The organism is Mycolicibacterium sp. XJ2546, from assembly GCF_053483195.1.
Genome location: NZ_JBEFRW010000003.1, coordinates 263309 through 288065 on the forward strand (window position 1 = coordinate 263309; position 24757 = coordinate 288065).

General features: G+C 67.4%; 27 protein-coding genes and 1 pseudogene. 17 read left to right on the plus strand and 11 right to left on the minus strand.

The window, feature by feature from the left end:
• Nucleotides 1-4: 4 nt before the first annotated feature.
• The gene (locus ABQE44_RS07635) at nt 5-457 is read right to left on the minus strand and encodes a MarR family winged helix-turn-helix transcriptional regulator (RefSeq protein WP_448429021.1); all 453 of its coding nucleotides are present in this window, start codon (nt 455-457) and stop codon (nt 5-7) included.
• 68 nt (nt 458-525) lie between these two features.
• On the opposite strand from ABQE44_RS07635, the pseudogene ABQE44_RS07640 reads away from it, so the two are divergent.
• From ABQE44_RS07640 to ABQE44_RS07655, 4 genes and pseudogenes are all read left to right on the plus strand, one after another.
• Nucleotides 526-999: pseudogene (locus ABQE44_RS07640) on the plus strand (class I SAM-dependent methyltransferase); the annotation flags it as partial.
• An 80-nt stretch (nt 1000-1079) separates the two neighbouring features.
• Nucleotides 1080-1865 carry a UMP kinase gene (pyrH, locus tag ABQE44_RS07645; RefSeq protein WP_448390866.1) on the plus strand — a complete coding sequence of 262 codons (786 nt, stop codon included), beginning with the start codon at nt 1080-1082 and terminating at the stop codon, nt 1863-1865.
• Nucleotides 1866-1908: 43 nt separating this feature from the next.
• Nucleotides 1909-2466 (plus strand): ribosome recycling factor, encoded by a 558-nt coding sequence (frr, locus tag ABQE44_RS07650; RefSeq protein WP_448390867.1) that lies wholly within the window; start codon nt 1909-1911, stop codon nt 2464-2466.
• Nucleotides 2466-3350: a phosphatidate cytidylyltransferase gene (locus ABQE44_RS07655; protein WP_448390868.1), complete on the plus strand. Its 885-nt coding sequence runs from the start codon at nt 2466-2468 to the stop codon at nt 3348-3350. The genes frr and ABQE44_RS07655 overlap by 1 nt, the downstream gene beginning before the upstream one ends.
• 6 nt (nt 3351-3356) lie before the next feature.
• Here the strand turns inward: ABQE44_RS07655 and ABQE44_RS07660 are convergent, their stop codons facing one another.
• Nucleotides 3357-4406: a glucose 1-dehydrogenase gene (locus ABQE44_RS07660; protein WP_448390869.1), complete on the minus strand. Its 1050-nt coding sequence runs from the start codon at nt 4404-4406 to the stop codon at nt 3357-3359.
• A 115-nt stretch (nt 4407-4521) separates the two neighbouring features.
• On the opposite strand from ABQE44_RS07660, the gene rlmN reads away from it, so the two are divergent.
• Nucleotides 4522-5673, plus strand: coding sequence for a dual-specificity RNA methyltransferase RlmN (gene rlmN, locus ABQE44_RS07665; RefSeq protein WP_448429023.1), 1152 nt, complete (start codon nt 4522-4524; stop codon nt 5671-5673).
• Between the two features lie 73 nt (nt 5674-5746).
• Here the strand turns inward: rlmN and ABQE44_RS07670 are convergent, their stop codons facing one another.
• The 4 genes from ABQE44_RS07670 to ABQE44_RS07685 form a co-directional block, all read right to left on the minus strand.
• Entirely contained in the window at nt 5747-6169 is a 423-nt protein-coding gene (locus ABQE44_RS07670; RefSeq protein WP_448390872.1) for a nuclear transport factor 2 family protein, read from the minus strand.
• A complete protein-coding gene (locus tag ABQE44_RS07675) occupies nt 6166-7662 on the minus strand; it encodes an aldehyde dehydrogenase family protein (RefSeq protein WP_448429025.1) in 1497 nt (498 codons plus the stop codon). Before ABQE44_RS07675 ends, ABQE44_RS07670 begins: the two co-directional genes overlap by 4 nt.
• A 79-nt stretch (nt 7663-7741) precedes the next feature.
• Nucleotides 7742-8290, minus strand: a complete 549-nt coding sequence (locus tag ABQE44_RS07680) for a TetR/AcrR family transcriptional regulator (protein WP_448390874.1) — start codon at nt 8288-8290, stop codon at nt 7742-7744.
• Nucleotides 8291-8337: 47 nt separating this feature from the next.
• A complete protein-coding gene (locus tag ABQE44_RS07685) occupies nt 8338-9441 on the minus strand; it encodes a phosphotransferase (protein WP_448390875.1) in 1104 nt (367 codons plus the stop codon).
• Between the two features lie 53 nt (nt 9442-9494).
• Here ABQE44_RS07685 and ABQE44_RS07690 point away from each other — a divergent pair, with 53 nt between their 5' ends.
• Entirely contained in the window at nt 9495-10661 is a 1167-nt protein-coding gene (locus tag ABQE44_RS07690) for a CaiB/BaiF CoA transferase family protein (protein WP_448429027.1), read from the plus strand.
• Here the strand turns inward: ABQE44_RS07690 and ABQE44_RS07695 are convergent.
• Entirely contained in the window at nt 10642-11178 is a 537-nt protein-coding gene (locus tag ABQE44_RS07695; protein WP_448390877.1) for a TetR/AcrR family transcriptional regulator, read from the minus strand. The two genes, ABQE44_RS07690 and ABQE44_RS07695, sit on opposite strands and share 20 nt — an antisense overlap.
• A 44-nt stretch (nt 11179-11222) precedes the next feature.
• On the opposite strand from ABQE44_RS07695, the gene ABQE44_RS07700 reads away from it, so the two are divergent.
• The 3 genes from ABQE44_RS07700 to ABQE44_RS07710 are packed head-to-tail and all read left to right on the plus strand — an operon-like array spanning nt 11223 to nt 13505.
• Complete coding sequence (locus ABQE44_RS07700; RefSeq protein WP_448429029.1) at nt 11223-12476, plus strand: cytochrome P450; 1254 nt, start codon at nt 11223-11225, stop codon at nt 12474-12476.
• Between the two features lie 8 nt (nt 12477-12484).
• Entirely contained in the window at nt 12485-12676 is a 192-nt protein-coding gene (locus ABQE44_RS07705; protein WP_448390879.1) for a ferredoxin, read from the plus strand.
• A 43-nt stretch (nt 12677-12719) separates the two neighbouring features.
• Nucleotides 12720-13505 carry a MarP family serine protease gene (locus ABQE44_RS07710; protein WP_448390880.1) on the plus strand — a complete coding sequence of 262 codons (786 nt, stop codon included), beginning with the start codon at nt 12720-12722 and terminating at the stop codon, nt 13503-13505.
• Here ABQE44_RS07710 and ABQE44_RS07715 read toward each other — a convergent pair.
• A complete protein-coding gene (locus tag ABQE44_RS07715) occupies nt 13502-14317 on the minus strand; it encodes a thioesterase family protein (protein WP_448390881.1) in 816 nt (271 codons plus the stop codon). The genes ABQE44_RS07710 and ABQE44_RS07715 overlap by 4 nt on opposite strands.
• A gap of 61 nt (nt 14318-14378) precedes the next feature.
• The gene (locus ABQE44_RS07720) at nt 14379-15215 is read right to left on the minus strand and encodes an SMP-30/gluconolactonase/LRE family protein (protein WP_448390883.1); all 837 of its coding nucleotides are present in this window, start codon (nt 15213-15215) and stop codon (nt 14379-14381) included.
• Between the two features lie 49 nt (nt 15216-15264).
• Between ABQE44_RS07720 and ABQE44_RS07725 the strand changes: the two genes are divergently transcribed.
• The 7 genes from ABQE44_RS07725 to ABQE44_RS07755 are packed head-to-tail and all read left to right on the plus strand — an operon-like array spanning nt 15265 to nt 22024.
• On the plus strand, nt 15265-15969 hold the full coding sequence (locus tag ABQE44_RS07725; RefSeq protein ID WP_448390884.1) for an NIPSNAP family protein: 705 nt from the start codon (nt 15265-15267) through the stop codon (nt 15967-15969).
• Nucleotides 15966-17195, plus strand: coding sequence for a cytochrome P450 (locus ABQE44_RS07730; protein ID WP_448390885.1), 1230 nt, complete (start codon nt 15966-15968; stop codon nt 17193-17195). The genes ABQE44_RS07725 and ABQE44_RS07730 overlap by 4 nt, the downstream gene beginning before the upstream one ends.
• Nucleotide 17196: 1 nt before the next feature.
• Nucleotides 17197-18165, plus strand: a complete 969-nt coding sequence (locus ABQE44_RS07735; RefSeq protein WP_448390886.1) for a zinc-binding dehydrogenase — start codon at nt 17197-17199, stop codon at nt 18163-18165.
• Nucleotides 18162-18905, plus strand: coding sequence for an HpcH/HpaI aldolase family protein (locus ABQE44_RS07740; RefSeq protein ID WP_448390887.1), 744 nt, complete (start codon nt 18162-18164; stop codon nt 18903-18905). The genes ABQE44_RS07735 and ABQE44_RS07740 overlap by 4 nt, the downstream gene beginning before the upstream one ends.
• Before the next feature lie 2 nt (nt 18906-18907).
• On the plus strand, nt 18908-19609 hold the full coding sequence (locus tag ABQE44_RS07745) for an SDR family NAD(P)-dependent oxidoreductase (RefSeq protein ID WP_448390888.1): 702 nt from the start codon (nt 18908-18910) through the stop codon (nt 19607-19609).
• Nucleotides 19591-21108 (plus strand): flavin-containing monooxygenase, encoded by a 1518-nt coding sequence (locus ABQE44_RS07750; RefSeq protein WP_448429031.1) that lies wholly within the window; start codon nt 19591-19593, stop codon nt 21106-21108. The genes ABQE44_RS07745 and ABQE44_RS07750 overlap by 19 nt, the downstream gene beginning before the upstream one ends.
• A 7-nt stretch (nt 21109-21115) precedes the next feature.
• A complete protein-coding gene (locus ABQE44_RS07755; RefSeq protein WP_448429033.1) occupies nt 21116-22024 on the plus strand; it encodes an alpha/beta hydrolase in 909 nt (302 codons plus the stop codon).
• A gap of 45 nt (nt 22025-22069) precedes the next feature.
• Here ABQE44_RS07755 and ABQE44_RS07760 read toward each other — a convergent pair whose 3' ends face one another.
• Complete coding sequence (locus ABQE44_RS07760) at nt 22070-22540, minus strand: SRPBCC family protein (RefSeq protein ID WP_448390891.1); 471 nt, start codon at nt 22538-22540, stop codon at nt 22070-22072.
• Between the two features lie 43 nt (nt 22541-22583).
• Between ABQE44_RS07760 and ABQE44_RS07765 the strand changes: the two genes are divergently transcribed.
• On the plus strand, nt 22584-23747 hold the full coding sequence (locus tag ABQE44_RS07765) for an acyl-CoA dehydrogenase family protein (protein ID WP_448390893.1): 1164 nt from the start codon (nt 22584-22586) through the stop codon (nt 23745-23747).
• Here ABQE44_RS07765 and ABQE44_RS07770 read toward each other — a convergent pair.
• The gene (locus ABQE44_RS07770; protein WP_448391369.1) at nt 23744-24670 is read right to left on the minus strand and encodes an LLM class flavin-dependent oxidoreductase; all 927 of its coding nucleotides are present in this window, start codon (nt 24668-24670) and stop codon (nt 23744-23746) included. The two genes, ABQE44_RS07765 and ABQE44_RS07770, sit on opposite strands and share 4 nt — an antisense overlap.
• Nucleotides 24671-24757: the final 87 nt, after the last annotated feature.

The following is a 24757-nucleotide window of genomic DNA, read 5'->3' on the forward strand; positions in this document are numbered from 1 at the left end:
AGGCCTAGTCGGTGCCCAGCGCCACCAGGATGCGCTTGAACTCGCGACGTTGGGTGGCGGTCAGGTTGACCATCAGCCGTTTCTCCGCCTCGCGCACGCCGGGATCGGTGCGGGTCAGCACGTCGCGGCCGTCGGCGGTGAGCTCGGCCGGCAGCGATCGGCCCGACGGGACACTGGCCGGCCGGGTCACCAGCCCGCGATCCTCCAACGCCCGCAGCACCATGTTCATCGCCTGCGGGGACACATTCATGAGTCGGGCGAGCTCGGCGTTGGACCGGCCCGGGTACTTCGACAGCATCCGCATGCAGATGTACTGCGGAAAGGCCAGGCCGAGCGGGTCGAGGACGGTCGTCGTCACCTCCGCGCGCAACGCGTTGGCCACCCGAGACAGCAGATAGCCCAACGGCTGGTCTTCGAGCATCTCGCCGGCCGAGCCGGCATCGCCGAGCGACGTCATATCAAGCATATTGACACATATCAATGTGGTTGATATGCCGAAGTGCATGACGGGACCGACGGGCACGGTTCACCACCGTCGGGCTGGACCAGTCCACCACCGCGATCGAACGGGCCAGGGCGGGGGCAGCCGAGCGCGGCCTGACCAACGCCACGTTCGAGGTCGCTGACATCACCGACTTCACGGGATACGACGGCCGGTTCGGGACGATCGTCGACTCGACGCTGTTTCACTCGATGCCCGTCGAGTTGCGCGAGGGCTACCAGCGTTCGATCGTGCGGGCCGCCGCCCCCGGCGCCTCCTACTTCGTGTTGGTGTTCGACCGGGCGGGGATGCCCGACGGTCCAGCCAACCCCGTCACCGAGGACGAGTTGCGTGCCGTCGTCGCCAAATACTGGACGATCGACGAGATCCGGCCGGCGCGCATCCACGGCGTCTTCCCGGAGGGCTCCGAGGAGTTCTTCCCGGCCCTCGACCTCCGCGAGGAACCGAAAGGCCGCAGATCCGTGCCGGCCTGGTTACTCTCGGCTCACCTGGGCTAGCCCCCAACGACCCCGCAGCGCCGGGGCGGCCGTCATGAGGCAGGATGAGGGAAACCCAGCGAGGACCTCGAAGGAGTCGGATGGCGGACCCCGTCGACAGTGCCGCCGGTGAGGCGGCATCGGAGCTCACGGGCCCCAACGGGGCCGGCCCCCTCATCCGGCCGAAGTACACGCGGGTGCTGCTCAAGCTCGGTGGCGAGATGTTCGGCGGCGGGGAAGTGGGTCTGGACCCCGACGTCGTGCACCTGGTGGCCCGACAGATCGCCGAGGTGGTCCGCAGCGGCGTGCAGGTGGCCGTCGTCATCGGCGGAGGCAATTTCTTCCGAGGCGCACAACTGCAGCAGCGCGGTATGGAGCGTACCCGCAGCGATTACATGGGGATGCTCGGCACCGTGATGAACAGCCTTGCCCTGCAAGACTTTCTGGAGAAGGAAGGCATCGCGACCCGGGTGCAGACCGCGATCACCATGGGGCAGGTCGCCGAGCCCTACATCCCGTTACGGGCGGTGCGTCACCTGGAAAAGGGCCGCGTGGTGATTTTCGGCGCCGGCATGGGGCTGCCGTACTTCTCCACCGACACCACCGCGGCGCAGCGGGCCCTGGAGATCGGCGCCGAGGTGGTGCTGATGGCCAAGGCGGTCGACGGGGTCTTCACCGCCGACCCGCGACTGCACCCCGAGGCCGAACTGCTCACCGCGATTACCCACCGCGAGGTCATCGACCGCGGCCTCAAGGTCGCCGACGCCACCGCGTTCAGCCTCTGTATGGACAACGGCATGCCGATCCTGGTGTTCAACCTTCTCGAAGACGGCAATATCGCCCGGGCCGTCGCAGGTGAGAAGATCGGAACACTGGTCACTACCTGACGGTCGGCTGTGCACCTCAAGAAGCAGGAACAGGAGAAGCACCGTGATCGACGAAACGCTCTTCGACGCCGAAGAGAAGATGGAAAAGGCGGTGGCGGTGGCGCGCGATGACTTGGCGTCGATCCGCACCGGCCGGGCCAACCCCGGCATGTTCGCGCGCGTCAACGTCGACTACTACGGTGCGCCCACGCCCATCACGCAGCTGTCGAGCATCAACGTGCCCGAGGCACGGATGGTGGTGATCAAGCCGTACGAGATGAACCAGCTGCGCAATATCGAGGATGCGATCCGCAACTCCGACCTCGGCGTCAACCCCACCAACGATGGCAACATCATCCGCGTCGCCATCCCGCAGCTCACCGAGGAACGCCGCCGCGACCTGGTCAAACAGGCCAAGGCCAAGGGTGAGGAAGCGCGGGTGGCGGTGCGCAACATCCGTCGTAAGGCGATGGAGGAACTGCACCGCATCAAAAAGGACGGCGAGGCCGGCGAGGACGAGGTCTCGCGCGCCGAAAAGGACCTCGACAAGACCACCCACCAGTACACGGCCCAGGTCGACGAACTGGTCAAGCACAAAGAGGGCGAATTGCTGGAGGTCTAGTGGCCCGAAAGCAAGCAAGTCCCGTGGCAGACACCGACGCCGGCCCCACCGAACCCCCCGCGAAGAAGTCACGGGCGGGTCGCAACCTGCCCGCGGCAATCGGGGTCGGCGTGCTGCTCGGCGCCATGGCGATCGGCACGCTGCTGTTCTGGCCAATCGGGTGGCTGCCGATCCTGGCAATCTTCATCCCGATCGCCTCCTACGAGGTGATAAGCCGGCTCCGGGAGGGCGGCTACGACATTCCGGCTGTTCCGCTGCTGCTCGGCGGCCAGGCAATGATCTGGCTGAGCTGGCCGTTCGGCACGGCAGGGGTACTGGGCGCCTACGGTGGGACGATCGTCGCCTGCATGGTGTGGCGGCTCGTCGGGCACGGGCTGCGACGGCAGCCGGTCAACTACCTGCGCGATATCGCGGCCGCGGTGCTGTTGACGACGTGGGTGCCGTTGTTCGCCAGCTTCAGCGCGCTGCTGATCTTCCAGGACCACGGCGGGGGCCGAGTGTTCACCGTGATCGCGACGGTGGTGTTCGCCGACATCGGCGGATACGCGGCCGGGGTGTTGTTCGGCAAGCACCTGATGGCTCCGGCGATCAGCCCGAAGAAGTCCTGGGAGGGGCTGGGCGGGTCGCTGCTGTTCGGAGTCGCGGCCGCCGTGGTTTCGGTGACGTTCCTGATGGACAAGCCCGCATGGGTCGGGGTGCCGCTGGGGCTGATGCTCGTCATCACCGGTGTGCTCGGCGACCTGGTGGAGTCGCAGGTCAAACGCGATCTCGGCATCAAGGACATGGGCGCGCTGCTGCCGGGCCACGGCGGCATCATGGACCGCATCGACGCGATGCTGCCGTCGGCCGTGGCGGGCTGGATCGTCTTGACGCTGCTGGCATAGGCCCTATCAGTCGAGGGTGATGACCACCTTCACGTCATCCGGTTGGGCGGTGAACGCGTCGACGGCCCGGCGCAGCGGGACCCGCCGGGTGATCAGGCTGGCCAACCAGTCCTCGTCGGCTTTGGCCAACGCTGCGGCGGCCTGGCGGTAGTGGCGCAGGTTGGCGTTGACCGACCCGACCACCGCGTCGTTCTCCAGCACCAACTCGCGGTTGACGGCGCCGGCGTCGATCTTCAGCCGTCGCCCGGCAGGGGAGACTCCCGTCAGGCAGACGACGCCGTAAGCCGATGTGTTCGCGATGGCCCCGAAGATCACCGATCCGGCTCCGGTCGCCTCGATCACCACGTCCGGCTGCAGTTTGGTGGCGACGTCGTCGATGTCGTCGTGGTGGTAGGTGGCGCCCAGTGCCGCGGCGATCCCCGGCTTGGGCCCCTCGGTGACGCGGTCGAGGATGTGGGTGTCGAGGCCCTGCTGCACCGAGAGCAGCGCGGCCAGTAGCCCGATCGGTCCGGCGCCGGTGACCAGCACCCGCTCGGGTTCGAAGTATGCCCGTTGACCCACGCGCCATACCTGTTCCCACGCCTTGGCCACCACGGTGGTCGGTTCCATGAGCACCCCGACATCACGAAGGCTCTTATCGATGGCCACCGCGTAATCGGCTTCGACACACCATCTTTGGCTGCCATAGCCGTCGAGCCCCTTGATGCCGCGCTCGGTGTAGCGGCCGTTGCGGCACATGTCGAACTCGCCGCGGGCGCAGGCCGGGCATGGCACCGGGTCGGGCCTGCGCACCACGCCGACCACGAGGTCGCCGGGAGCGAAAGGGGTGCCCGGCGGTGCGGCGGCCACCCGGCCGAGAGACTCGTGTCCGAGCACCAGTGAATCGCGTCCGGGTGGCGCCGAGCCGTGCTGCGCGTCGACGATCTCGTTGTCGGTGCCGCACACCCCCATGGCCAGGCCGTCGACGAGGAGTTCGCCCGGGCCGGGGCTCGGGTCGTCGACCTCCTCGACGGCGAGGGTGTCGGTCTTGCCGGGCCGCACGGTCAATGCCTGCATAGGGGCCAGGCTTGCCGCTGCGCGCCGATGGCAAACAGGTGCGGTTTGTCCGCGACCACCGCGGCGGTCGGCGCAGGAAGTCCGGCGCACGGAGGTGGAATACTGGGCAGAGCCCATGTCTACTCCGTTGCCGTTGGTCTTCGATCCGCCGCGCCGCGCCATGCCGCCGCGGCATTTCGCCGACCTCGACGAGGCGGGTCGTGCGGCGGCCGTCGGTGAACTCGGATTGCCCGCGTTTCGGGCCAAACAGGTGGCCAACCAGTACTACGGCAGGCTGATCGCCGACCCCCGCCAGATGACCGATCTGCCCGCCGCGATGCGTGAGCAGGTCGCCGATGCGCTGTTTCCGACGCTGTTGACCGCGGTACGCGAGATCGAGACCGACGCGGGGGAGACGCGCAAGATGCTGTGGCGCGGGGGTGACGGCACCACGTTCGAGTCGGTGCTGATGCGCTATCCCGACCGCAACACCGTGTGCATCTCGTCGCAGGCGGGCTGCGGTATGGCGTGCCCGTTCTGCGCGACGGGCCAGGGCGGGTTGAAGCGCAACCTGTCGACGGCCGAGATCCTCGAGCAGGTCCGCGCCGCGGCGGCCGAGTTGCGGGACCGCGGTAGTCCGATTGCGGGCTCCGCCCGCGGTGGTCCGATTGCGGGCTCCGCCCGCGGTGGCGGCCGGTTATCCAACATCGTGTTCATGGGCATGGGGGAGCCGCTGGCCAACTACAACCGGGTGCTGTCCGCGGTGCGGCGGATCATCGCACCGGCTCCCAACGGGTTCGGCATCTCGGCGCGGTCGGTCACCGTGTCCACGGTCGGGTTGGCACCGGCGATCCGCAAGCTCGCCGATGAACGGCTCAACGTGACGCTGGCGCTGTCGTTGCACGCCCCCGACGACGAGTTGCGCGACACGCTGGTGCCGGTGAACAACCGCTGGAAGGTGTCCGAAGCACTTGATGCGGCACGGTATTACGCCGATGTGACGGGTCGTCGGGTGTCGATCGAGTACGCGCTGATCCGCGATGTCAACGACCAGCCGTGGCGCGCCGATCTTTTGGGTAAGCGGCTGCATGCTGCGCTCGGGCCGCTGGTGCATGTGAACGTCATTCCGCTGAACCCGACGCCGGGCAGCGAATGGGACGCCAGCCCCAAGCCCGTCGAGCGGGAGTTCGTGCGGCGCGTGCGCGAGCGGGGTGTGTCGTGCACGGTGCGGGACACCCGCGGGCGCGAAATCGCCGCCGCGTGCGGACAATTGGCGGCGCAGAGCTGACTTTCTTTCCGCGAGATGTACGTTAGCGTGGTCGGTACTCGAACTTTCGCTCGCTAACGTACGTCTCGCGGTGTTATCCGCCCGGGCCGTTGACGAACCAGACGTTCTCCTCGCGCAGGTGTCGGCTGCGCCACCCATCCGGCGTGCGGACGAGTTCATGGTGGTAGTAGCCGCCGCAGCTGCTCATCTGGTCCATACCGGGTAGTTGCATGGGGTTGTAGAACATCGCCCGCACTGTCGCGGTGTCGCCGTCGATATCGCTTTCGATGTTGGTGATGTAGTGCATGCTCCACGGCAGCACCCCGAAATTGGCCGCGAACCAGTCGACGACCTGGTCGCGGGTGCCGACCACCGCGCCCGCCGACGAGTAGTCGATGTGGGCGTCGTCGGTGAACAGCGACCGGTACAGCTCCCAGTCCTTGGTGTCGACGGCGCGGGCGTACTTGTACAGCAGTTGGGCGATCGCGGCGCCGTCACCCACTCCGGCCTGATTCACGGCACCGCCGTGTCTGGCATGCCGATTGTCTTGGCTTCCAAGTACTCGTTATAGCCTTCCTCGCCGTTGCGGTAGCCCAGACCGCTCTGCTTCGTGCCGCCGAACGGGCTGGTGATGCCGAAGTGGCTCTTGCCGTTGATCGTCACGTTGCCCGTCCGCATCCGGCACGCCACCTCGAACGCCCGGTCCACATCGCCGCCGGAGACCTCACCGGACAACCCGTAGATCGTGTTGTTGGCGATCGCGACGGCCTCATCGTCGGTGTCATACGGCGTCACGGTCAGCACCGGGCCGAAGATCTCCTCCTGGGCCACCTGCGAATCAGGGTCGACGTCGGCCAGCAGCGTGGCCTGCGTGTAGTAGCCCGTCGGCAGGTTCTCCGGGATACCGCCGCCGGTGACCAGCCGCGCCCCGGAGTCCACACCCGACTTGATCAGGCCCAGCACCTTTTGGCGCTGGGTTTCGCTGATCTGCGGGCCCTGCATGTTGCCCGGCGTCCACGGGTCCCCGACCGGGAAGCCCTCCATCATCGTCTTGAGGATCTCGATGCCCTCATCATATCGACTGCGCGGCAACAGGATCCGGCTGGGCAGAATGCAACTCTGCCCGGACATCACACACGCCATCATCGCCGCCATCGACAGCGCCGAGTTGAAGTCGGCGTCGTCGAGCACAATGTGCGCCGATTTACCACCCAGCTCCAGCAGCGCCTTCTTCACCGTCGAGGCGCCCGCCGCCAGAATCGCGCGGCCGGTCGCGGTCGAACCGGTGAAGGTGATCATGTCCACCCGCGGATCAGCCGACAGCGCCGCGCCCACCTCGTTGGCATTGGAGACCACGACATTGAACACCCCGGCGGGTATGTCGGTCTCCTCGGCGATGATGCGGCCCAGTTCGCTGCCCGACCACGGGGTCAGCTGGGCGGGCTTGAGCACCACGGTGTTGCCGGCCATCAACGCCGGGATGGTCTCGGCGATGTTGAGGTAGAACGGCACGTTCCACGGGGTGATCGCGCCGACCACACCCACCGGCTCGTAGTGGATCTTGCGCCGCGCGGGCCCCAGCTGGGTGGGATGCACGCCGGTGTCGACCAGGTACTCGAAGGCCTTGCCGTGCTCGGCCCAGTGCTTGACTTCCTCGATCGGGCTTTCGATCTGGCTGCCCGACACCGTGACGGGACAACCCACCTCGGTGATCAGGATGCGCCGCAGCCGTTCCTTGTCCTGGTCCAACGCGGCATGCAACTGGGTCAGGCAGTGATAGCGGAAATCCAGATCGCGCGACCAGGTGCCTTCATCGAAGGCCCGCCGCGCAGCACCGACCGCGCGTTCCATATCGGCCACCGTGCCGTCGGCGGCTTGACCGGCCACCTCCTCGCTGGCCGGATGGATGACATCGAACATCGCCCCGCTACTGGTGAACTGCAGCTCACCGTCGATCAACATCCGCTCTTCGCCGGCCAGCACGCCGGTCTCAGTCTGCACCTCGGTCATGCGGGCAACTTTACATTTTTTCCCGCAACTGTCACCACTTCGGCGGAGCCGAACAACCGGTCTGTCGGCGGAGCCGAAGTCAGTTCTGTGGCTTGATGCCGGCGGCGTGGCGAAGTTGGGCGAGGAACTGGTCGTCATCGTCGCTGCGCACGATGAAGTGCGAGATGGCGACCCGAATGACAGTGGCCGCCTTGATCGCTCGGTTCGAACCGCTCATCAGCCGCTCCAGCCGTGCCCGCATCACCGGGATGACGTCGGTCAGTTGCGGGATGACCACCTCGGGTTCGATGTCGACCATCCGCACCCCCGAGTAGGAGTGCTGGTAATCGACGATGAACCGCAGCGCGGCGTCGAGTTTCTCGGTGCCCCGCAGGCCGGCGGTCGCCGCGCTGACACCGTTGTCGAACACCTCGCTCTCGTAGGCGCCGAACGCGTCGAGCAGCTCGGACTTGGAGGAAAACCATCGGTAAAGCGTCGGCCGCGACACGCCGGCCTGCAGCGCGACCTCCGAGAGGCTCAGCTTGGTTTGGCCACTTCGGGCGAGCACCTCAGCGGTGGCGACCAGGATCCGGTTTCGAGTCGACGTGTCTTCGACAACGCCGGCGGCAGCGGATGGAGAATCGTTCACGGAGAAGTCTCTCAATCGTCTGGGTTCCGTCGATCGTAGGCCTTTTGTCACAGTGAACTTGTCAGTTGAGCGACCGTGTCCAGATCGTCGAGCGCGGCCACCGCGCGGCGTAACCCCTCCACGGCGATGTCTTCGGCCTGCATACCGCCCAGTCCCGCGGTGATCAACGCCGCGACGTAGGCGTACAGCGCGCCTTGGCGGTAGCGGACCCACAGGTCGTCGTAATCGAGGTGCGGGCCGCCGTGCGCGGCCAGCTCCTTGCGGTACACGTGGAGCAGGTCGCGCTGGTGGGCGCGGCGGTCGGTCGGTGTCATGCTCGTGACCAGGGTGTAGGCGAGTTCGCGTCCGGGGTGCCCACGCCGGACAGCCTGCCAGTCCAGTAGCCCGGCCTGGCCGTTGCGGAAGTAGAGGTTGCCGGGGTGGGCGTCGCCGTGCATGACGGTGTGCGGCGGTCGGTCGATCAGCCGGGCGACCGCACGGTAGTTGTCGTCGATGAACCGGCCGCGCTCCACGGGAATGTCGGTGCGTTCGGCGATGCGCCGCGCCGACGTCTTCAGCAGGGCACCGGTGAGCAGCGCGGCGCTGTCAGCTGACGCGGTGTACGTCCACGACGGAACCCGCTCCCAAAACGTGGCGTGCAGGCGCGCCAGCAGTTCGACGATCAGCGCGGCCTGATCGCGGTGCAGGGGATGCAACGTGTCGGGGAACCGGCATTCGTCGCCCGGCAGGTCCTCCAGCACCAGCACATAGCGCCCGGTCAGCGGGTCGAATGCCGATCCGTAGGAGCGGGGCACGCCGGTCAGCCGGGCGGAAAGCTCACGGTAGAAACGGGTTTCGGTCTCGGCGAGCCGGCCCAGCTCGCCCATCAGCCGGGTCGCGGCCGGTTCGGCGGACATCTTGACGAAGACCGAGGCCGGGATTTCCGCACCGGTCAGCGCGAGGCGCGCGCGCGACGACGTTCCAGCGTCGCCGCCGAGCACCGACACCGAGGTGACGGTGCGACCCATGATCCGGGTCAGCGTCGCGGCGTCGAGATCGTCGATCGCGCGCGGAACCGAGCGGAACCGGCCGACGACGGCGTCGGTGGCGATACGTTGTACACCGCGCCCCAGATGCGACGCCAAGCCCACTACCGGCGCAACCCGATTCACCACGCCAGCTTACAAATTGCGCAAGGTTTGTAAATTACTTCGGAAGGATGCGCATGGCCGGACCATTGGAGGGCATCCGGGTCGTCGAACTCGGGGTCTGGGTGGCCGGCCCCGCGGCGGGCGGCATCCTCGCCGACTGGGGCGCCGACGTCGTCAAGATCGAACCGCCGACCGGCGATCCGGCGCGCACGTTCGGGCGGATGCTGGGCATCGAGGACGGCGTCAGCCCCACGTTCGAGATGGACAACCGCGGCAAGCGTAGCGTCGTGCTCGACCTGACCACTGAATCGGGGCGCGTCAGCGCACTCGAATTACTTTCTGGCGCAGACGTTTTCCTCACCAACGTGCGCCCAGGCGCGCTGCGGCGGATGGGGCTGGACTTCGCGACGGTGGCGGCGGGCAACCCCGCGCTGGTGTACGGGCTGATCACCGGTTACGGCGAGAGCGGGCCCGACGGCGACCGGGCGGCATACGACGTCGCCGCGTTCTGGGCCAGGGCCGGGCTGGCACATCTGTTGACCCGACCCGGCCAGACGCCGCCGTTTCAGCGCGGCGGCATGGGCGATCACGCGGCGGGGATGACGCTGGCCGCCGCGTTGTGCGCGGCGCTGGTGGCACGCACCCGCACCGGCCAAGGCCAACTGGTGAGCACCTCGCTGTACCGGCAGGGCGCCTACACCGTCAGCTTCGACCTCAACACGTTCCTGCTGACCGGCCACACCATCGCGATCGGGCAACGCGAGACGATGGCCAACCCCTGTATGAACAACTACACCGCCGGCGACGGGCGCCGGTTCTGGATCGTCGGACTGGAGGCGAATCGGCACTGGCCGCCGTTGTGCCGGGCGGTCGGACGGCCCGAGTGGTTGACCGATCCGCGCTACGAGACGGCGCGCTCGCGCGCGGTGCACGCAGTCGAGCTCATCGCCGAACTCGACGAGATCTTCGCGACCCGCACCCTCGACGAATGGTCGGAAACCTTTGCCGCCGAACCCGAATTGTTCTGGGCGCCGATCAACTCCGTCGAAGACGTGCTGGCCGACGATCAGTTCCACGCCGCCGGCGGCATCGTGGATGTGCCCGACGGCGACGCCTCGGTGCCGATGATCGCCTCGCCCGCCGACTTTTCGGCCACCCCGTGGGCTCCGCGCTCGGCAGCGCCGCGCCTCGGTGAGCACACCGAGGAGGTGCTCGCCGAACTCAGGGCGCGTGATGCTTGATGCGGCCGGCGTGTCGCAGCTGGGTGAGAAACTCCTCGTCGTCGTCGCTGCGGACCAGGTAGTGCGAGACCGCGACGCGCACGGCGGTCGCCACCGCGAGCCCGGGGTCGGGCCCGGTGGCCAGCCGCTCGAGCCGATGGCGCAGCAGCGGTATCACCCGCGACAACCGCTTGATGACCCGTTCCGGTTCGATGTCGACCATCCGCAGCCCGGGATAGGACTGCTGCAGTTCCACGATCACCCGCAGCGCGGCGTCGAGTCGCTCACCCGGCGGTAAACCGGACGTCGCCTCGGTCACCGCGCGTTCGTAGAGCTGGCGCTCCCACACCACGAAGGCGTCGAGCAAGTCCCGTTTGGAGGGAAACCATCGGTACAGCGTGGGCCGCGACACGCCCGCCTCCTGCGCGACCTCCGACAGGGATAGTTTCGTCATGCCGTGACGACCGAGCACCTCGGCGGTGGCGGCCAGCAGCCGTTCCCGGGTAGGAATATCGGGTTCGGGCCAAAGGTTCGGCATCGTTATAGCTTTACAAAAATTTGCTCAAGTGTCACGCTGAGCCGGTGACTGTCACCAGCCCGCAGTTTCGAAAGTACAGCCCGCACGACGTCTCGACGCGCAAGTTCTGGAGCCAACCCTTCGGCGTTCGAGACCAGACCTTCGCGAAATTGCGCGCCGGAGAAGGGCTCAGCTGGCATGAGCCGCTGCCGTCGCTGTTCGATATGGTCGAGTCGGGCTTCTGGGCGGTGACGCGCCGCGCCGACATCGTCTACGTCAGCCAGCACCCCGAACTGTTCACGTCGGCGCAGGGCGTCGCGCTGGATCCGATGCCCGCCGAGGTGCAGAAGATCGCCACGTTTTTTCTCGGGATGGATCCGCCGCAGCACACCGTGTACCGCAGGTTGGTCAGCGCGGCGTTCACCCCGCGCAACGTGCGCCAAATCGAAGACCAGATCCACAAGAACGCGGTCAGCGTTGTCGACGACCTGGTCGGCGCGGGTGACGTCGACTTCGTGACGGCGTGCTCGGCCCGGCTTCCGATGCTCACCATTTCCGAAATGCTCGGCGTGGCACCGTCGGAACGTGAAGCGGTCGCCAAGGCCGCCGAGAAGCTGTTCTCGATGAGCGACGACGAGTACAGCTCGCTCGAAGAGCGGGCCGAAAACACCATGAGCGAGATGATGTTGTTGGTCAATACCGGTATCGAGCTCGCCAAGTTCCGGCGCAAACACCCCGGCGATGACCTGATGACCAGCATGGTCGAGGCGGAGGTCGACGGACACCGGCTCACCGATGCGGAAGTCGGCGCGTTTCTGCTGCTGCTCGCCTCGGCGGGCAACGACACCACCAAACAGACGACGTCCCACGCGATGCTGGCGCTGGTGAACCATCCGGCGCAGCGGGACTGGCTGATGGAGGACTTCGACGGGCGAATCACCTGGGCGATCGAGGAATTCGTGCGGTGGTCCACCCCGGTGCTGCAGTTCGCCCGGTTTGCCACCGAGGACACCGAGCTGGCCGGCCAGCAGATCAGCGCCGGGGAGAAGCTGGGGCTGTTCTACTGTTCGGCCAACCGCGACGAGACCGTCTTCGACGACCCGCACACGTTCAACCTGCAACGCTCACCGAACCCGCACCTGGGCTTCGGCGGTGGCGGGCCGCACTTCTGTCTCGGAAACCAGCTGGCCAAGACGGAGCTGCGAAACCTGTTCCGCGAGTTGCTGACCCGGCTCACGAGGATCGAGTTCGGCGAACCGGATCTGCTGCTCAGCAACTTCGTGCACGGGATCAAACGGCTACCGGCGCACCTTCGCTAGGAGAGCTGATGCGCGTCGAAGTGGACCTCGACAAGTGCACCGGACACGGCATCTGCGAAGCGGTCGCCGAAGACGTGTTCGAGGTGAGCGACGATGGCGTCGTGGAGATCCACGGCAACCAACGGCCCGGATCCGACCGGGAGCGGATGCAGCGGGCCGTCACGCAGTGCCCGGCGGCGGCGCTGCGCCTGATCGGCTGAACCGCCGAATAGCGGACCGCGGCTTACATCTATCGTTTTCTCAATGAGACCGATTCGACGGGCGGTGGCGGTGGTCGCCGGCGTCTTGACCGGGGCCTTCTTGTTGGCCGTAGTGGCCGGGTGCTCGGGCCCTTGGCCGGCAGCTGAGGTCACGCTGCCACCGGCCGAGACGGCGACGGTGGCCAAGGTGGAGCCACCGGATGCGGCGTTGGCGAACAGCCCGGTGGTCGCCGAGGCGCAGCGCAGCGTCGCCAAGATCCACAGCATGGCGCCGTCCTGCCAGAAGATCCTGGACGGCAGCGGTGTGGTCTTCGCGCCGAACCGGGTGATGTCCAGCGCCCACGGCGTCGCAGGCGCCACCGACATCACCGTGTCCGTCGACGGCGGGGACTATCCGGCCACGGTCGTGTTCTACGACCCCGACGCCGATATCGCCATCCTCGACGTGCCCGGGTTGCAGGCGCCGCCGCTGGCCTTCGCCGAGGAGGTGGCCCCGTCCGGCACGGACGCGTTGATCCTGGGCTACCCGGGCGGCGGCCCGTTCGTCGCCACCCCGGCGCGCATCCGCGACGTCATCGAGCTCAGCGGGCCCGACATCTACCGCACCAAAACCGTGCACCGCGAGGTGTACATCGTGCGCGGCGGGGTGCGCCAAGGCGGATCCGGCGGCCCGCTCATCGATCTGGACAGCCGCATCCTCGGCGTCGCGTTCGGCGCGGCCGTCGAGGATCCCGACTCCAGCTTCGTGCTCACCGCAAAACAGCTCTTCGGCATGGCGGTCAGTGCGAACGGTTCGGCGCCCGTGCCCACCGGCGAGTGCGTGGGCTAGCGACCGGGCATCGGCCGTACCAGCACCGACTGCTGAATGCCTGCGACCGCGCCGGTTTCGTCGAACAGCGAGCCGATCGTCGTGCCGATGCCGTCGGGCCCGTAATTGGTGTCGGCGCGGATGCCGATCCACTCGCCGTCGGGGACTCGGTGGATGTGGACGACGAGGTCGGTGTTCATGAACGTCCACTTGGTGGGGTCGAGTTTGGTGCCGATGCCGTTGGCGTCGTCGGCGACGGCGAACAACCGCTCGAGCTGTGTCATGGACTCGCCATTGACCAGATCGACCTCCGGTTTGATCCAGGATTCGCCGGGTTCCTCGCTGAGCGGCTTCGTCAGCCACCGCCAGTCCAGGCTGTGCACGTAGTTGCGGTCCCAGTCTTTTTTCATATCGCGGCTGCGTGCCTCGCTGACCGGGCGCAGCGGCGGCGCCGACGCCTGCCGCAGGGTTGCCGTGTCGATGGTCTTCAGCCGCCATCCGCTGGCCTTGGCGACCGGGCGCGGCTCACCGTGCGGGCCGCATGCGAGCATCTCGGCACTCACCAACTCGATCTGCCTGCCAGCGCGCTCGATTCGCGACCGCACCCACAGATCGCCTTCGGCGGGAACACCGCCGAGCAGATCGACCATCACCCGGCTCAGCCGCGTGTCCGGCCGCGCCTCACAACGCTCCAAAGCCCGCACCAGCAAGGCGGATACGGGGGCGCCGTGCTGGATGCTCGCCGACCAGGTGCTGCGCACCAGATCGGTTGCGGCGAACCGCTCGCCGAGTGGATCGGTGCTGTCGATCAGTTCGTAGTACGCGTCGCTCATGCGGCGGCCTCGCCGGCTCGGACGCCGCATTCCGTGTTGATGATTCGCTCGCAAGCTTCGCTCATGGCAGGCCGGCTCCGGGGATTTCGACGGTCGTCGTGTCGACGCGGGAATTCTTGGTGCCGGCCAACCGCTTCGGATAGGCGTCGGCGGCCGACAGCAGGAACAGGGTGCGCCGCTGCGGGCCGCCGAGCATGCAGGCGATCGCGGCCCGGTCGCCGATGTCAATGCGGTCGGTGACGTTGCCGCCCTCGGTGATCCGCTCAAATTGGTGCGCCAGGGTCATCGCCGCCCAGACCCCGCCGTCGGCGTCGAGGCAGATCCCGTCGGGTGGGCCGTCGAGTCCGTCGGCGAATATCCGTCGGTCGGTCAACGACCCGTCCGGTGCGACGGTGAACGCCGTCAACCGTCGCCCGACGGACTCCGCGACGATCAGCGTGGCCCGGTCCGGTGTCAGCACCATCCCGTTGGGGAAGGCGAGGTCCTCGGCGACGACGGTCGGGGTGCCGTCGGGGTCGATCCGCATGATCACGCCGCCTTCGAAGGCCTGTGATCCGACGTAGGCGCGGCCGACGTCATCGATGACCATGTCGCCGAGGTCCGCGGGTGCGGTCGCAGACAGGTCGGCGACGGTCGTCACGGTGTCGCCGTCGTAGCGCAGCACCGCGCGCTTCTGGGTCGAGACGATCAGCAGCGAACCGTCGGGGCAGAAGCCCAAACCCGAGGGGGCGTGACCGGGTAACGTCAACGTGGTCATCGCGCCCTGCAGGGTCACCGTGTGCACGGCCTCGCCGAGCATGTCGGAAAACCACAGCAGCCCTTCGAACCAGCGCGGGCCTTCGCCGAAGCAGAACCCGTTTGCCAGCGGGCTCAACACCTCGACACCTTTACAAATCACGCGCTAAGTGTCACGCTCGCAGGGTGTTACTGTCAAATGGGCGCAGCTCATGAAGCGATACCACGGCCACACCCTCCTCTACCTCCACGAAACGATCGACCTCGGCTCCGGCCGTGCCGAGCGCTTCACCGAGACGTTCAGCGACGTCTACCACCCGATGATGGCCGAACTGGGGGCGCGGCTGTTCGGGATCTGGGAGACCACCCCGTACAACGGCCACTGGCCTCAGGTGACGATCATCTGGGAGATCGACCAGTTCGCCGACTACGCGCGCATCGGCAGCGCGCAGGCCCGTGGCGGCAGCCACGAAGCGGCCGTGGCGAAATGGTCGCAGTTCCTCGCCGAGACCGGCGCCCGCGGCGAGGGCCGGATCATGTACGCCGGCCGGAGCAACAGGACGCTGGCGCAGCTGCAAGAGGCCAACTGCACAGCCGGACTGGTGATCCAGGAGATCATGCAGACCAAACCCGGCCGTCAGGACGACTACATCCGCGAGCTCGAGCGCCTCTACGTGCCGTGGTCGGAGCGCACCGGTAAGCGCTGGCTCGGTTCGTTCATCACGACGTTCCGGTTCAACGAGGTGATCCACTACTGGGCGCTGGAGGGCGACTGGGACTGCTTCGCCAACCACTACCCGTCCTGGAAAGACAACCCGCCCGCCGAAATCGTCACCTGGATGAGCGTCGCGCCCGCCCTGCGCGACGGCTGGGAAGACTCCATTCTGGCGGCCCTACCCCCATCACCACTGCAATGACAACTACTGCGCTGCAAACGTTTTCCTACGATCCGTTCGATCCCGCCGTGATGGCCGACCCGCTACCGTACTACCGGGTGCTGCGCGAGAGGTACCCGGTGTACTACGTCGAGAAGTGGGACACCTACGCGCTGTCGCGGTTCGACGACATCTGGCGGGTGCTGGCCGTCAACGACGGCACCTTCGTCGCCTCGGAGGGGACCTTGCCCGCCGCCACGGTTCTTGCACACCACAACGACGGTCCGGTGCCCGACCCGCCGCTGCATCCGATGCCGTTTCACGCCAACTTCGACAGCCCGATCTACGAGGGCGTGCGACGCTGCACCGCCGGGCAGTTCCGGCCGAAGCCCGTCGCCGCAATGGCCGACCGGATCCGCGCCCTGGCCAATGAGCGACTCGATGAACTGCTGCCGCGCGGATCCTTCGACCTCACACAGGATTACGGCGGTATCGTCGCCGCATCGGTGGTCTGCGATCTGCTGCGCATGCCGGTCGAACTCGCGCCCGAGGTGCTGGCGACCGTCAATGCGGGCAGCCTCGCCCAGCCGGGCAGCGGTGTGGAGGTGGGTAACGCCCGACCCGGCTATCTGGAATATCTCATCCCGCTGGTGCAGCGCAGCCGCGCCGAGGTGAGCGACAACCCGATCGCCGAAAACCTTCTCGACTACCGGCTGCCCGACGGGTCGGCGTTGGGCGACGTCGAAGCCGCCACCCAGATGCTGGGCGTGTTCATCGGCGGCACCGAAACCGTGCCGAAGATTGTCGCACACGGATTGTGGGAACTGACAAAACATCCCGACCAGTTAGCCGCCGTGCGCGCCGACCCCACCGCCAACGTGCCCGTCGCGCGCGAGGAGATGATCCGCTACTGCGCCCCCGCGCAGTGGTTCGCCCGCACCGTACGCAAACCGTTTTCGATCGCCGACACCACGCTGGGCCCTGGTAGCAGGATCATCACCCTGCTCGCCTCGGCCAACCGCGACGCACGCGAATACCCCGAACCGGACGCGTTCGTCTGGAACCGGCCGATCGAAAGGCTGCTGGCATTCGGCCGCGGTCAACACTTCTGCCTCGGTGTGCATCTCGCACGCCTCGAAATCGCGATCCTGGTGTCGGAATGGCTGCGCCGCGTACCCGAATGGCGCATCGTCTGCGAAGCTGCGGCACGGCCGCCGTCGAGTTTCCAATGGGGTTGGAACAGTGTTCCCGTCCAGGTGGAGGTCTGACGTGTGGTCCTACCGGCTGGTGGCGCCCTACACCTTCGAACGCCACGACGTCGCCGAGATCTCACCCGAATCACTGGGTGACCGCCAGGTGCTGCTGCGGTTCCGCGCCGCGGGGGTGTGTGGCAGCGACCTGTCGCCGTTTCGCGGCGTGCGCGGCAAGATCGCCGGCGATGCGGGCCAATACGCCGCGGAGAAACCGGGTTTCCCGATTCACGAGGTGGTCGGGGAGGTCATCGCGAGCCGGCACCGCAGCCACGGCGTCGGCGATCCGGTCGTGGGCTGGGCGTCGGGATTCGATGGCCTGATGCAGCACGTCGTCGCGGACGGCGACGGGTTGGCGCCTTACGATCCGGCGCTGAGCCCCCAGCATGCGGTGGCCCTGCAACCGCTGGCCTGCGTGCTGTACGCGATGGAGCAGATCGGCAGCGTCAAAGGCCGCCATGTCGCGGTCATCGGGCAGGGCTCGATCGGGCTGCTGTTCTCCTATGTCGCAAAGGCTTTCGGAGCTCGCAGGGTGACGGGTGTGGATCCCGTCGACCGCGACGGCATCGGGCAACGGTTCGGCGTCGACACCATCGTGCGCGCTACCAGCGACCGGTGGGTCAGCCACCGGATCCCCGACGACCGCCCCGATGTGGTCATCGAAGCGGTCGGCCACCAGGTCGCCACCCTCGGCCATGCCATCGAGGCGACCGCACCCGGCGGCACGGTGTTCTACTTTGGGGTGCCCGACGACGACAGCTACCCGATCAGCATGCGGACCATGCTGCGCAACAACCTGACGCTCAAATCGGGGGTGACCCTTGAGCGGCGCCGAATGCTCTCTGCCGCCGATGATTTCGCCCGCCAACACCCCGAGCTGCTACCCGCCTACGTCACCCACCCGTTCGGTATCGACGACGTCCAGGCGGCTTTCGAGCTGGCCTGCCGGCCGACGCCCGAACGTATCAAGATCGCGATCGTCGAGTGACCAGTAGCCTGCAGCAGGCACTGGCCGCCAAAGAGCGGGTGTGGGGCGGCTGGGTGGTGGGCCCGACCATCATCGCTCCGGAGGAGTTCGCCCACGCCGGCTACGACTACGTCGGATTCGACCTTCAGCACGGGTATCTCGACGACGCCGACGTCGCCCTGCTGTTGCGCAGGCTCGAGCACGTGCCGATCGGCACGGCGGTGCGGTTGGCGTCGGCGGACCCCGCACCGATCGGCCGGGTGCTCGACGCAGGCGCCGACGCGGTGATCGTCGCGATGGTCGAGTCGCCCGAACAGGCCGCTGCCGCCGTCGCCGCCACCCGGTACCCGCCGGCCGGGGTGCGCAGCTACGGTCCGCTGCGGGCCAGTTTGGGCCGAGAACCCGCTGAGCACGAGGCGCGGGTGACGGTGCTGGCCATGATCGAGTCCGCGCAAGGGCTTTCGGCGCTCGACGAGATCTGCGGCGTGCCCGGTCTTTCGGGAATCTATGTGGGACCCGCGGACCTGGCCATCAGCCTCGGGCGCCTTCCGGCGGAGGCGTGGACCGCACCGGCCGTACAGGATGCGATCATCCGCGCCCACGACGCCGCAACAGCGGCTGGGCTGATCGCCGGCATCCACGCCGGTGCCGGGCCGCACGCAAAGACGATGGCGCAGACCGGATTTCAGATGATTACGCTGGCCTCGGAGTCGCAGGCGCTGCGCAGGGGCGCCGCCGACTACCTGCGGGAGGCACAGTGACAATGAGCGACCGGGTCGCGCTGGTGACCGGCGCCGCGCGGGGGCAGGGTGCGGCGATCGTGGCGCGGTTACGCGCGGACGGGTTCCTGGTCGCCGCATGCGATGTGCTGCCCATCGACATCGCGGACGAGGGTGTTCTTTCGGTCGCGCTCGACGTCACCTCCGAAGACGGGTGGCGCGCCGCGGTCGACGCCGCCGCCGACCGGTTCGGCACGCTGACCACGCTGGTGAACAACGCCGGGGTGCTGCACCGCGCCGCGCTGGCCGACGAAACCCCGCAGGGCTTCGAAAGCAGTTGGCGTGTCAACTGTTTCGGCCCGTTCCTAGGCATCCAGGCCACGCTCGAGCACCTCCGGGCCGCCGACGGCGCGGCAATCGTCAACACCTGCAGCACCGGCGCAATGCGGGCGTTTCCGCATCACGCCGCCTACGGCTCCTCGAAATGGGCGCTGCGCGGGCTGACCCAGATCGCTGCCGCCGAACTGGCGCACGACGACATCCGGGTAAACGCTGTCTTCCCCGGGCCGATCGCGACACCGATGCTCGACGACGCGACCCAGAGCCGGCTCACCGCGTCGTTCGGACGGCTCGGACAACCCGTCGAGGTCGCCGACGCCGTGGCGTTCCTGGCCTCCAATCAGGCGTCGTTCATCACGGGAAGCGAACTTGTCGTGGACGGAGGACAATGCCTGCGCATCGGATGAACCTGTCGGTCGGCATCATCGGCGCCGGGCCGGGCGGGTTGGCGCTGGGAATCCTCCTGCGTAAAGCCGGATTTGACAACTTCACGATTTTCGATCGCGAAGACGGGGTCGGCGGCACCTGGCGCATCAACACCTATCCGGGCCTGGCCTGCGACGTCAAGTCGCACCTGTACTCGTACTCCTTCGACCTCAACGCCGACTGGTCACGGCTGTGGTCGGCACAGCCCGAGATCCTCGAGTACTTCGAGAACTGCGCGCGCCGCTACGAACTAGAACCGCACCTGAAGCTGCACACCGAGATCGTCGCAGCGCATTGGGACGACACCGCAGGCGAATGGCGACTCACCGCCGCCGACGGCCAGACGTACCGGTTCGACATCGCGGTCTCCGCGGTGGGGATGTTCACCCGCTCGGTCATGCCCGAATTGACCGAAGAAGAGCCGTTCACCGGAGCGCTGATGCACACCGCGCGCTGGGACCACTCGGTGGACCTCACCGGCGCCAGGGTGGCGGTGCTGGGCACCGGATCCACCGCGGCACAACTGGTTCCCGAGGTCGCCAAGGTGGCCAAGAAGGTGTACTCGGTGCAACGCTCACCGACATGGGTGCTCCCCAAACCCGACCGGGCCTACTCCGAGCGCGAGAAGTGGGTCTTTCGCCATGTCCCGTTGGCCAAGAAGATCTATCGCACCCGGCTGTGGCTGCGCAGCGAGGCCAACATCTCGGTGATCGAGCACGGCAGCGACAAGACCCGAGAGTTCCGCGACATCGCGCTGCGCGTCCTCGAAGCCACCGTGCCCGACGCCGAACTGCGGGCCAAGCTCACCCCCGAGCATCCGCTGGGCTGCAAACGGCTGGTGTTCGCCACCGACTACCTGCAGGCATTGACCCAACCGCACGTCGAGGTGGTCGACAGCCCCGCCCGGTCGCTGCGCGCATGCAGCCTGATCACCGAGGACGGCCGCGAACTCGACGTCGACGTGGTGCTGTGCGCGACCGGCTACGCCGCCGCCGACTACCTGGGCCAACTCGACGTCGTCGGCGAGCACGGGACGACGCTACGGCACACGTGGCGCGACGGCGCGCACGCCTACCTGGGCATGACCGTCCCAAGCTTCCCGAACTTCTTCCTGCTCTACGGCCCGAACACCAACGTCGGCTCCAACAGCGTCATTTTCGTCCTCGAAGCCCAGGCGCACTACGTGGTGAGCGCGCTGAAGTACATGCGGCGCAAACGCAAGCCCTACATCGCGGTCCGACCGTCGACCACGGCGGCGTTTCTCGCCAAGATCGACGAGTGGATGAAGGGCACTGTCTGGCTCACCCGGTGCAGCAACTACTTCCGTGCCCCCAACGGCCGGGTGGTCACCCAGTGGCCCCGCAGCGCCCGCGCGTTCTGGGCGATGACGCGCCGGTTCCGGCCCGCCGACTACACGTTCGATGCGCCGGTGCGATCGAACTCCGCTGCTGCCGAACCGCGTACGGCGGCCAACCGGTAGCCGGGCCGTGAACATCGCCGAGCGTCTCGACCCCGCGCTGCGCCATCTCGCCGGGGCCCGCACCGATCTGACGCCGAGCGTGCTCGGCGTCGTCCGGGATTCGCTGAGCCAGCGCCGCGCCGAAACGGCCCGCGGCGTCGACACCATCGGCGTCGAGGTCGAGAACCGCACGGTGGCGTCGGTCCCGGTGCGGATCTACCGCGCGACGGCGTCCCCGGCACCTGCGCTGATCTACTGCCACTCAGGGGCGTTCGTACTCGGAAACCTCGACACCGACCACCGCCAGTGCGTCGAGTTCGCCAGGCGTGGCTGCTGCACCGTGGTCTCCGTCGACTACCGGCTGGCGCCCGAACACCCGTATCCGGCCGCGCTCGACGACGCGTCGGCGGTGCTGGAGGGTGCGGTGACCAGCGCATCGGTGCTCGGGATCGACTCCGGCCGGCTGGCGGTGGCCGGCAGCAGCGCGGGCGGTGCGCTGGTGGCCCGGCTGGCCCAGCGCGCCGCAGTCGGATCCGCCCCGCCCGTGAAATTTCAGCTGCTGCACCAACCCGTGCTCGACGACCGCCCGACACCGTCCAAGCAGGAGTTCGACACCACGCCCGGATTCGACGGCCCGGCCACGGAAGCGATGTGGCGCCACTACCTGGCCGGCCAACCGGTGACCGCCGATGCTGCGCCCGCCCGTGCTGACGAATTATCCGGTATGCCACCAGCTTTCATCAGCTGCTCAGATCTCGACCCGCTGCGCGACGAAGCCATCGACTACGCCACCCGGCTGCTGCGGGCCGGGGTGGCCACGGAGCTGCACGTGTTCGCAGGCACCTGTCACGGCTTCGATTCGCTGCTGCCGGACTGGGAAGTCAGCGAGCAGCTGTTCGCCCTCCAGGGGGCCGCGCTGCGCAGAGCGCTTTGGTGATTTGTGTGCGTTCAGGCGCGCGTGGCGCTCGCGAACGCACACAAATCACGACGCCAGCTCCCTAGCGACCGCGGCGTGGTAGGCGTCGATGTGGGCGGGATTGACGGTGCGGAAGAACCCGTCGGGCAGCGGAGCGTGCTTGTAGGCCTCGACCGTCATCGTCCTGGTGAACAACGTGACGATCGGTCCGGGCCGGGTGAAGTGGTACTGCACCGTGATGCGGCCTTCCATGCCGCCGTTGCCGTCGGCGTCGTGCCCGAGGCGACCGACCGAGTTGAAGACCCACATGCTCGGGCGCATGGCGATGGCCAGATGCCAGGTGAAGATGCGGTCGCCGTCGGGTCCCGACTCGGTCCAGGTGTCACCGACTTTCAGCGGCAGGTCCGCGGGCAGGCCATCGATATGCGCGCTACCGGGGTAGGTCTTCGTCCAGTTGGCGGGGTTGGTGACGAAGTCATAGATCACCTCCGGCGCCTCGGCGAAGGTGGTTTCCGAAGTCGTGGTCACAATACCCATCCGGGTACTTTACAAAAAGGCATTCGAATGTCACGGTGTCTCGGTGGACTTCTCGCACGTGCAGCTGTCCGACGAGGACCGGGCGTTCCGCGACGAACTGCGTAGCTTCCTGAGCACGGTCGTGACCGACGAGGTCATCCGCCGCGACCGCGAGACCGGTGAGAACTTCGACGAGGGCGTGCATCTGGCGCTCGGCGCACGCGGCTATCTGGCCGCCGACTTCAAACCCGAGTCCGAGGGCGGCTTTTCAGCCGTGCGTCGCCGCATCTGGGAGCTGGAGATCGGGCGCGCACACACCCCGTGGTTTCACTGGCCCACCACAGCCATGGTCGCGCACACCGTCGAACAGTTCGCGTCACCGCAACTGCGCGAGGAGGTGCTGCCCAAGGTGCTCACCGGCCACTACCGGCTGTGCCTGGGCTATACCGAACCCGAGGGCGGCTCGGACGTCGCCACCTGCAAGACCCGTGCGGTGCGCGACGGTGAGAGCTGGGTTATTAACGGCGCCAAGATGTTCACCTCCAACGCCCACAACGCCCACTACGTCTTCCTGATCACCAACACCGACCCCGATGCGCCCAAACACCAGAGCCTGACCATGTTCCTGGTGCCGCTGGACAGCCCCGGCGTGGAGATCCAGCCCTTGCGCACCGTCGACGGCGACCGCACCAACATCACCTACTACAGCGACGTGCGCGTCGATGACCGGTACCGCGTCGGCGAGGTCAACGGCGGCTGGGCGGTGCTGCGGCAAGCGCTGAACGCCGAACACGGCACCGTGGAACGCGACGCGCAGGGCCTGCAGAAGCTGGCGACCATGACGGAGCATCTGCTGCTGCTGGGCGAGGCCGTCGACCGGGTCGCGGCGGTGACAAGCGACGACGACGCGGTGCGATACCGGCTGGGCCGCGCGATCGCCCGGATGGAGGCCGCGGCCAGCGCCCCCGAGATGTTCGGCCGAGTCGCGATCGCGCAGACGATGCGCGATATCACACCGGATCTGATGGACATCCTGGGCGCCGCGGCGGCCCTGCCCGTCGACGCCGAGGGCGCCGCCGCCGACGGCGGGGTCGAGTACCTGTTCCGGTTGGCCGTACCCACCGGCATCTACGGCGGCACCCTGGAGGTGTTCCGCAACATGATCGCCCAGCACGTGTTGGGGCTCGGCCGCCCCAACTACTCCCCGCCGGTCAAGCGGCCCGCCTAGAGCGCGGCGATCACCTCGGCGGCCAGCAGCTCCAGCGTCTCATCGGATCCACGGTCGTGGGTGAACAACACGATCTGGCCGAAGCCCAGCTCCTGCAGCTCGCGCAGCCGGTCAACGACGGCCGGCGGTGTGCCTACCAGCCCGCCCTCCTTGAGCCCGAAAGCCGGTAGGCCGAAACGCTTTTCGGCCAGCTGCCGCACCGCGGGCAGCGACGCGTCGTCGGGCGCCAGCGCCATCACAACCTCCACCGACAACACGATCGTCGAGAAATCGCGGCCGACCTCGTCGCAGATCGACCGCAACACCGACGTCTTGTGCGGGAGTTCGCCGAGCGCATAGGTGGGCACGTTCCACACATCGGCATAGCGCGCCACCAACGGCAGCGTGTACTTCTCGCCGACACCGCCCACGACGATCGGCGGGCGCCGCACCGGACCAGGCTTGACCGGGAAGTCGCGCACCTCGAAATGCTTGCCGGCGAAGTCGATCACCTCATTCGCGAACGCCTGGTGCAGGATCTCCAGCGTCTCACCCAGCCGATCGGAGCGTTCCCGAAACGTTCCCCACGCCAACCCGGCCCGGTGGTGCTCATCCTCGATCGACCCGCTGCCGATACCCAGCTGCAGGCGGCCCGCCGAGATCTGATCGAGCGTCGTGGCCATCTTGGCCAGCACCGCGGGATGACGAAACTGGTTGCACAGCACCATATGTCCGATCTCGATGCGTTCTGTGTGGCTGAGCAGTGCTGTTGCCAGCGTCCACGCCTCCAGCGACGGATAGTCCGGAACGCCGGGCCCGTAGAGGTGGTCATAGAGCCACACCGAGTCGATGCCGAGCTGCTCGCAACGCCGGGTGCGGTGCAGGATCTGGTCGTAGGTGAAGCCCATCTGCGGTAAATACACGCCGATCTCCGGCTTGGTCATCGAAACCGTTCCCATCGTCAGATCCTGTACATTCGGCTGCCCGCATGGTAACGACATTCTCAGAAATCAAGAAGACGGTTCTAGAGC

Coding starts and splice junctions, on each gene's coding strand:
- ABQE44_RS07635 (WP_448429021.1), bottom strand. CDS start 457: ATGACGTCGCTCGGCGATGCCGGCTCGGCCGGCGAGATGCTCGAAGAC.
- pyrH (WP_448390866.1), top strand. CDS start 1,080: ATGGCGGACCCCGTCGACAGTGCCGCCGGTGAGGCGGCATCGGAGCTC.
- ABQE44_RS07660 (WP_448390869.1), bottom strand. CDS start 4,406: ATGCAGGCATTGACCGTGCGGCCCGGCAAGACCGACACCCTCGCCGTC.
- rlmN (WP_448429023.1), top strand. CDS start 4,522: ATGTCTACTCCGTTGCCGTTGGTCTTCGATCCGCCGCGCCGCGCCATG.
- ABQE44_RS07675 (WP_448429025.1), bottom strand. CDS start 7,662: ATGACCGAGGTGCAGACTGAGACCGGCGTGCTGGCCGGCGAAGAGCGG.
- ABQE44_RS07690 (WP_448429027.1), top strand. CDS start 9,495: ATGGCCGGACCATTGGAGGGCATCCGGGTCGTCGAACTCGGGGTCTGG.
- ABQE44_RS07695 (WP_448390877.1), bottom strand. CDS start 11,178: ATGCCGAACCTTTGGCCCGAACCCGATATTCCTACCCGGGAACGGCTG.
- ABQE44_RS07705 (WP_448390879.1), top strand. CDS start 12,485: ATGCGCGTCGAAGTGGACCTCGACAAGTGCACCGGACACGGCATCTGC.
- ABQE44_RS07710 (WP_448390880.1), top strand. CDS start 12,720: ATGAGACCGATTCGACGGGCGGTGGCGGTGGTCGCCGGCGTCTTGACC.
- ABQE44_RS07715 (WP_448390881.1), bottom strand. CDS start 14,317: ATGAGCGACGCGTACTACGAACTGATCGACAGCACCGATCCACTCGGC.
- ABQE44_RS07725 (WP_448390884.1), top strand. CDS start 15,265: ATGAAGCGATACCACGGCCACACCCTCCTCTACCTCCACGAAACGATC.
- ABQE44_RS07730 (WP_448390885.1), top strand. CDS start 15,966: ATGACAACTACTGCGCTGCAAACGTTTTCCTACGATCCGTTCGATCCC.
- ABQE44_RS07745 (WP_448390888.1), top strand. CDS start 18,908: ATGAGCGACCGGGTCGCGCTGGTGACCGGCGCCGCGCGGGGGCAGGGT.
- ABQE44_RS07750 (WP_448429031.1), top strand. CDS start 19,591: ATGCCTGCGCATCGGATGAACCTGTCGGTCGGCATCATCGGCGCCGGG.
- ABQE44_RS07760 (WP_448390891.1), bottom strand. CDS start 22,540: ATGGGTATTGTGACCACGACTTCGGAAACCACCTTCGCCGAGGCGCCG.
- ABQE44_RS07770 (WP_448391369.1), bottom strand. CDS start 24,670: ATGACCAAGCCGGAGATCGGCGTGTATTTACCGCAGATGGGCTTCACC.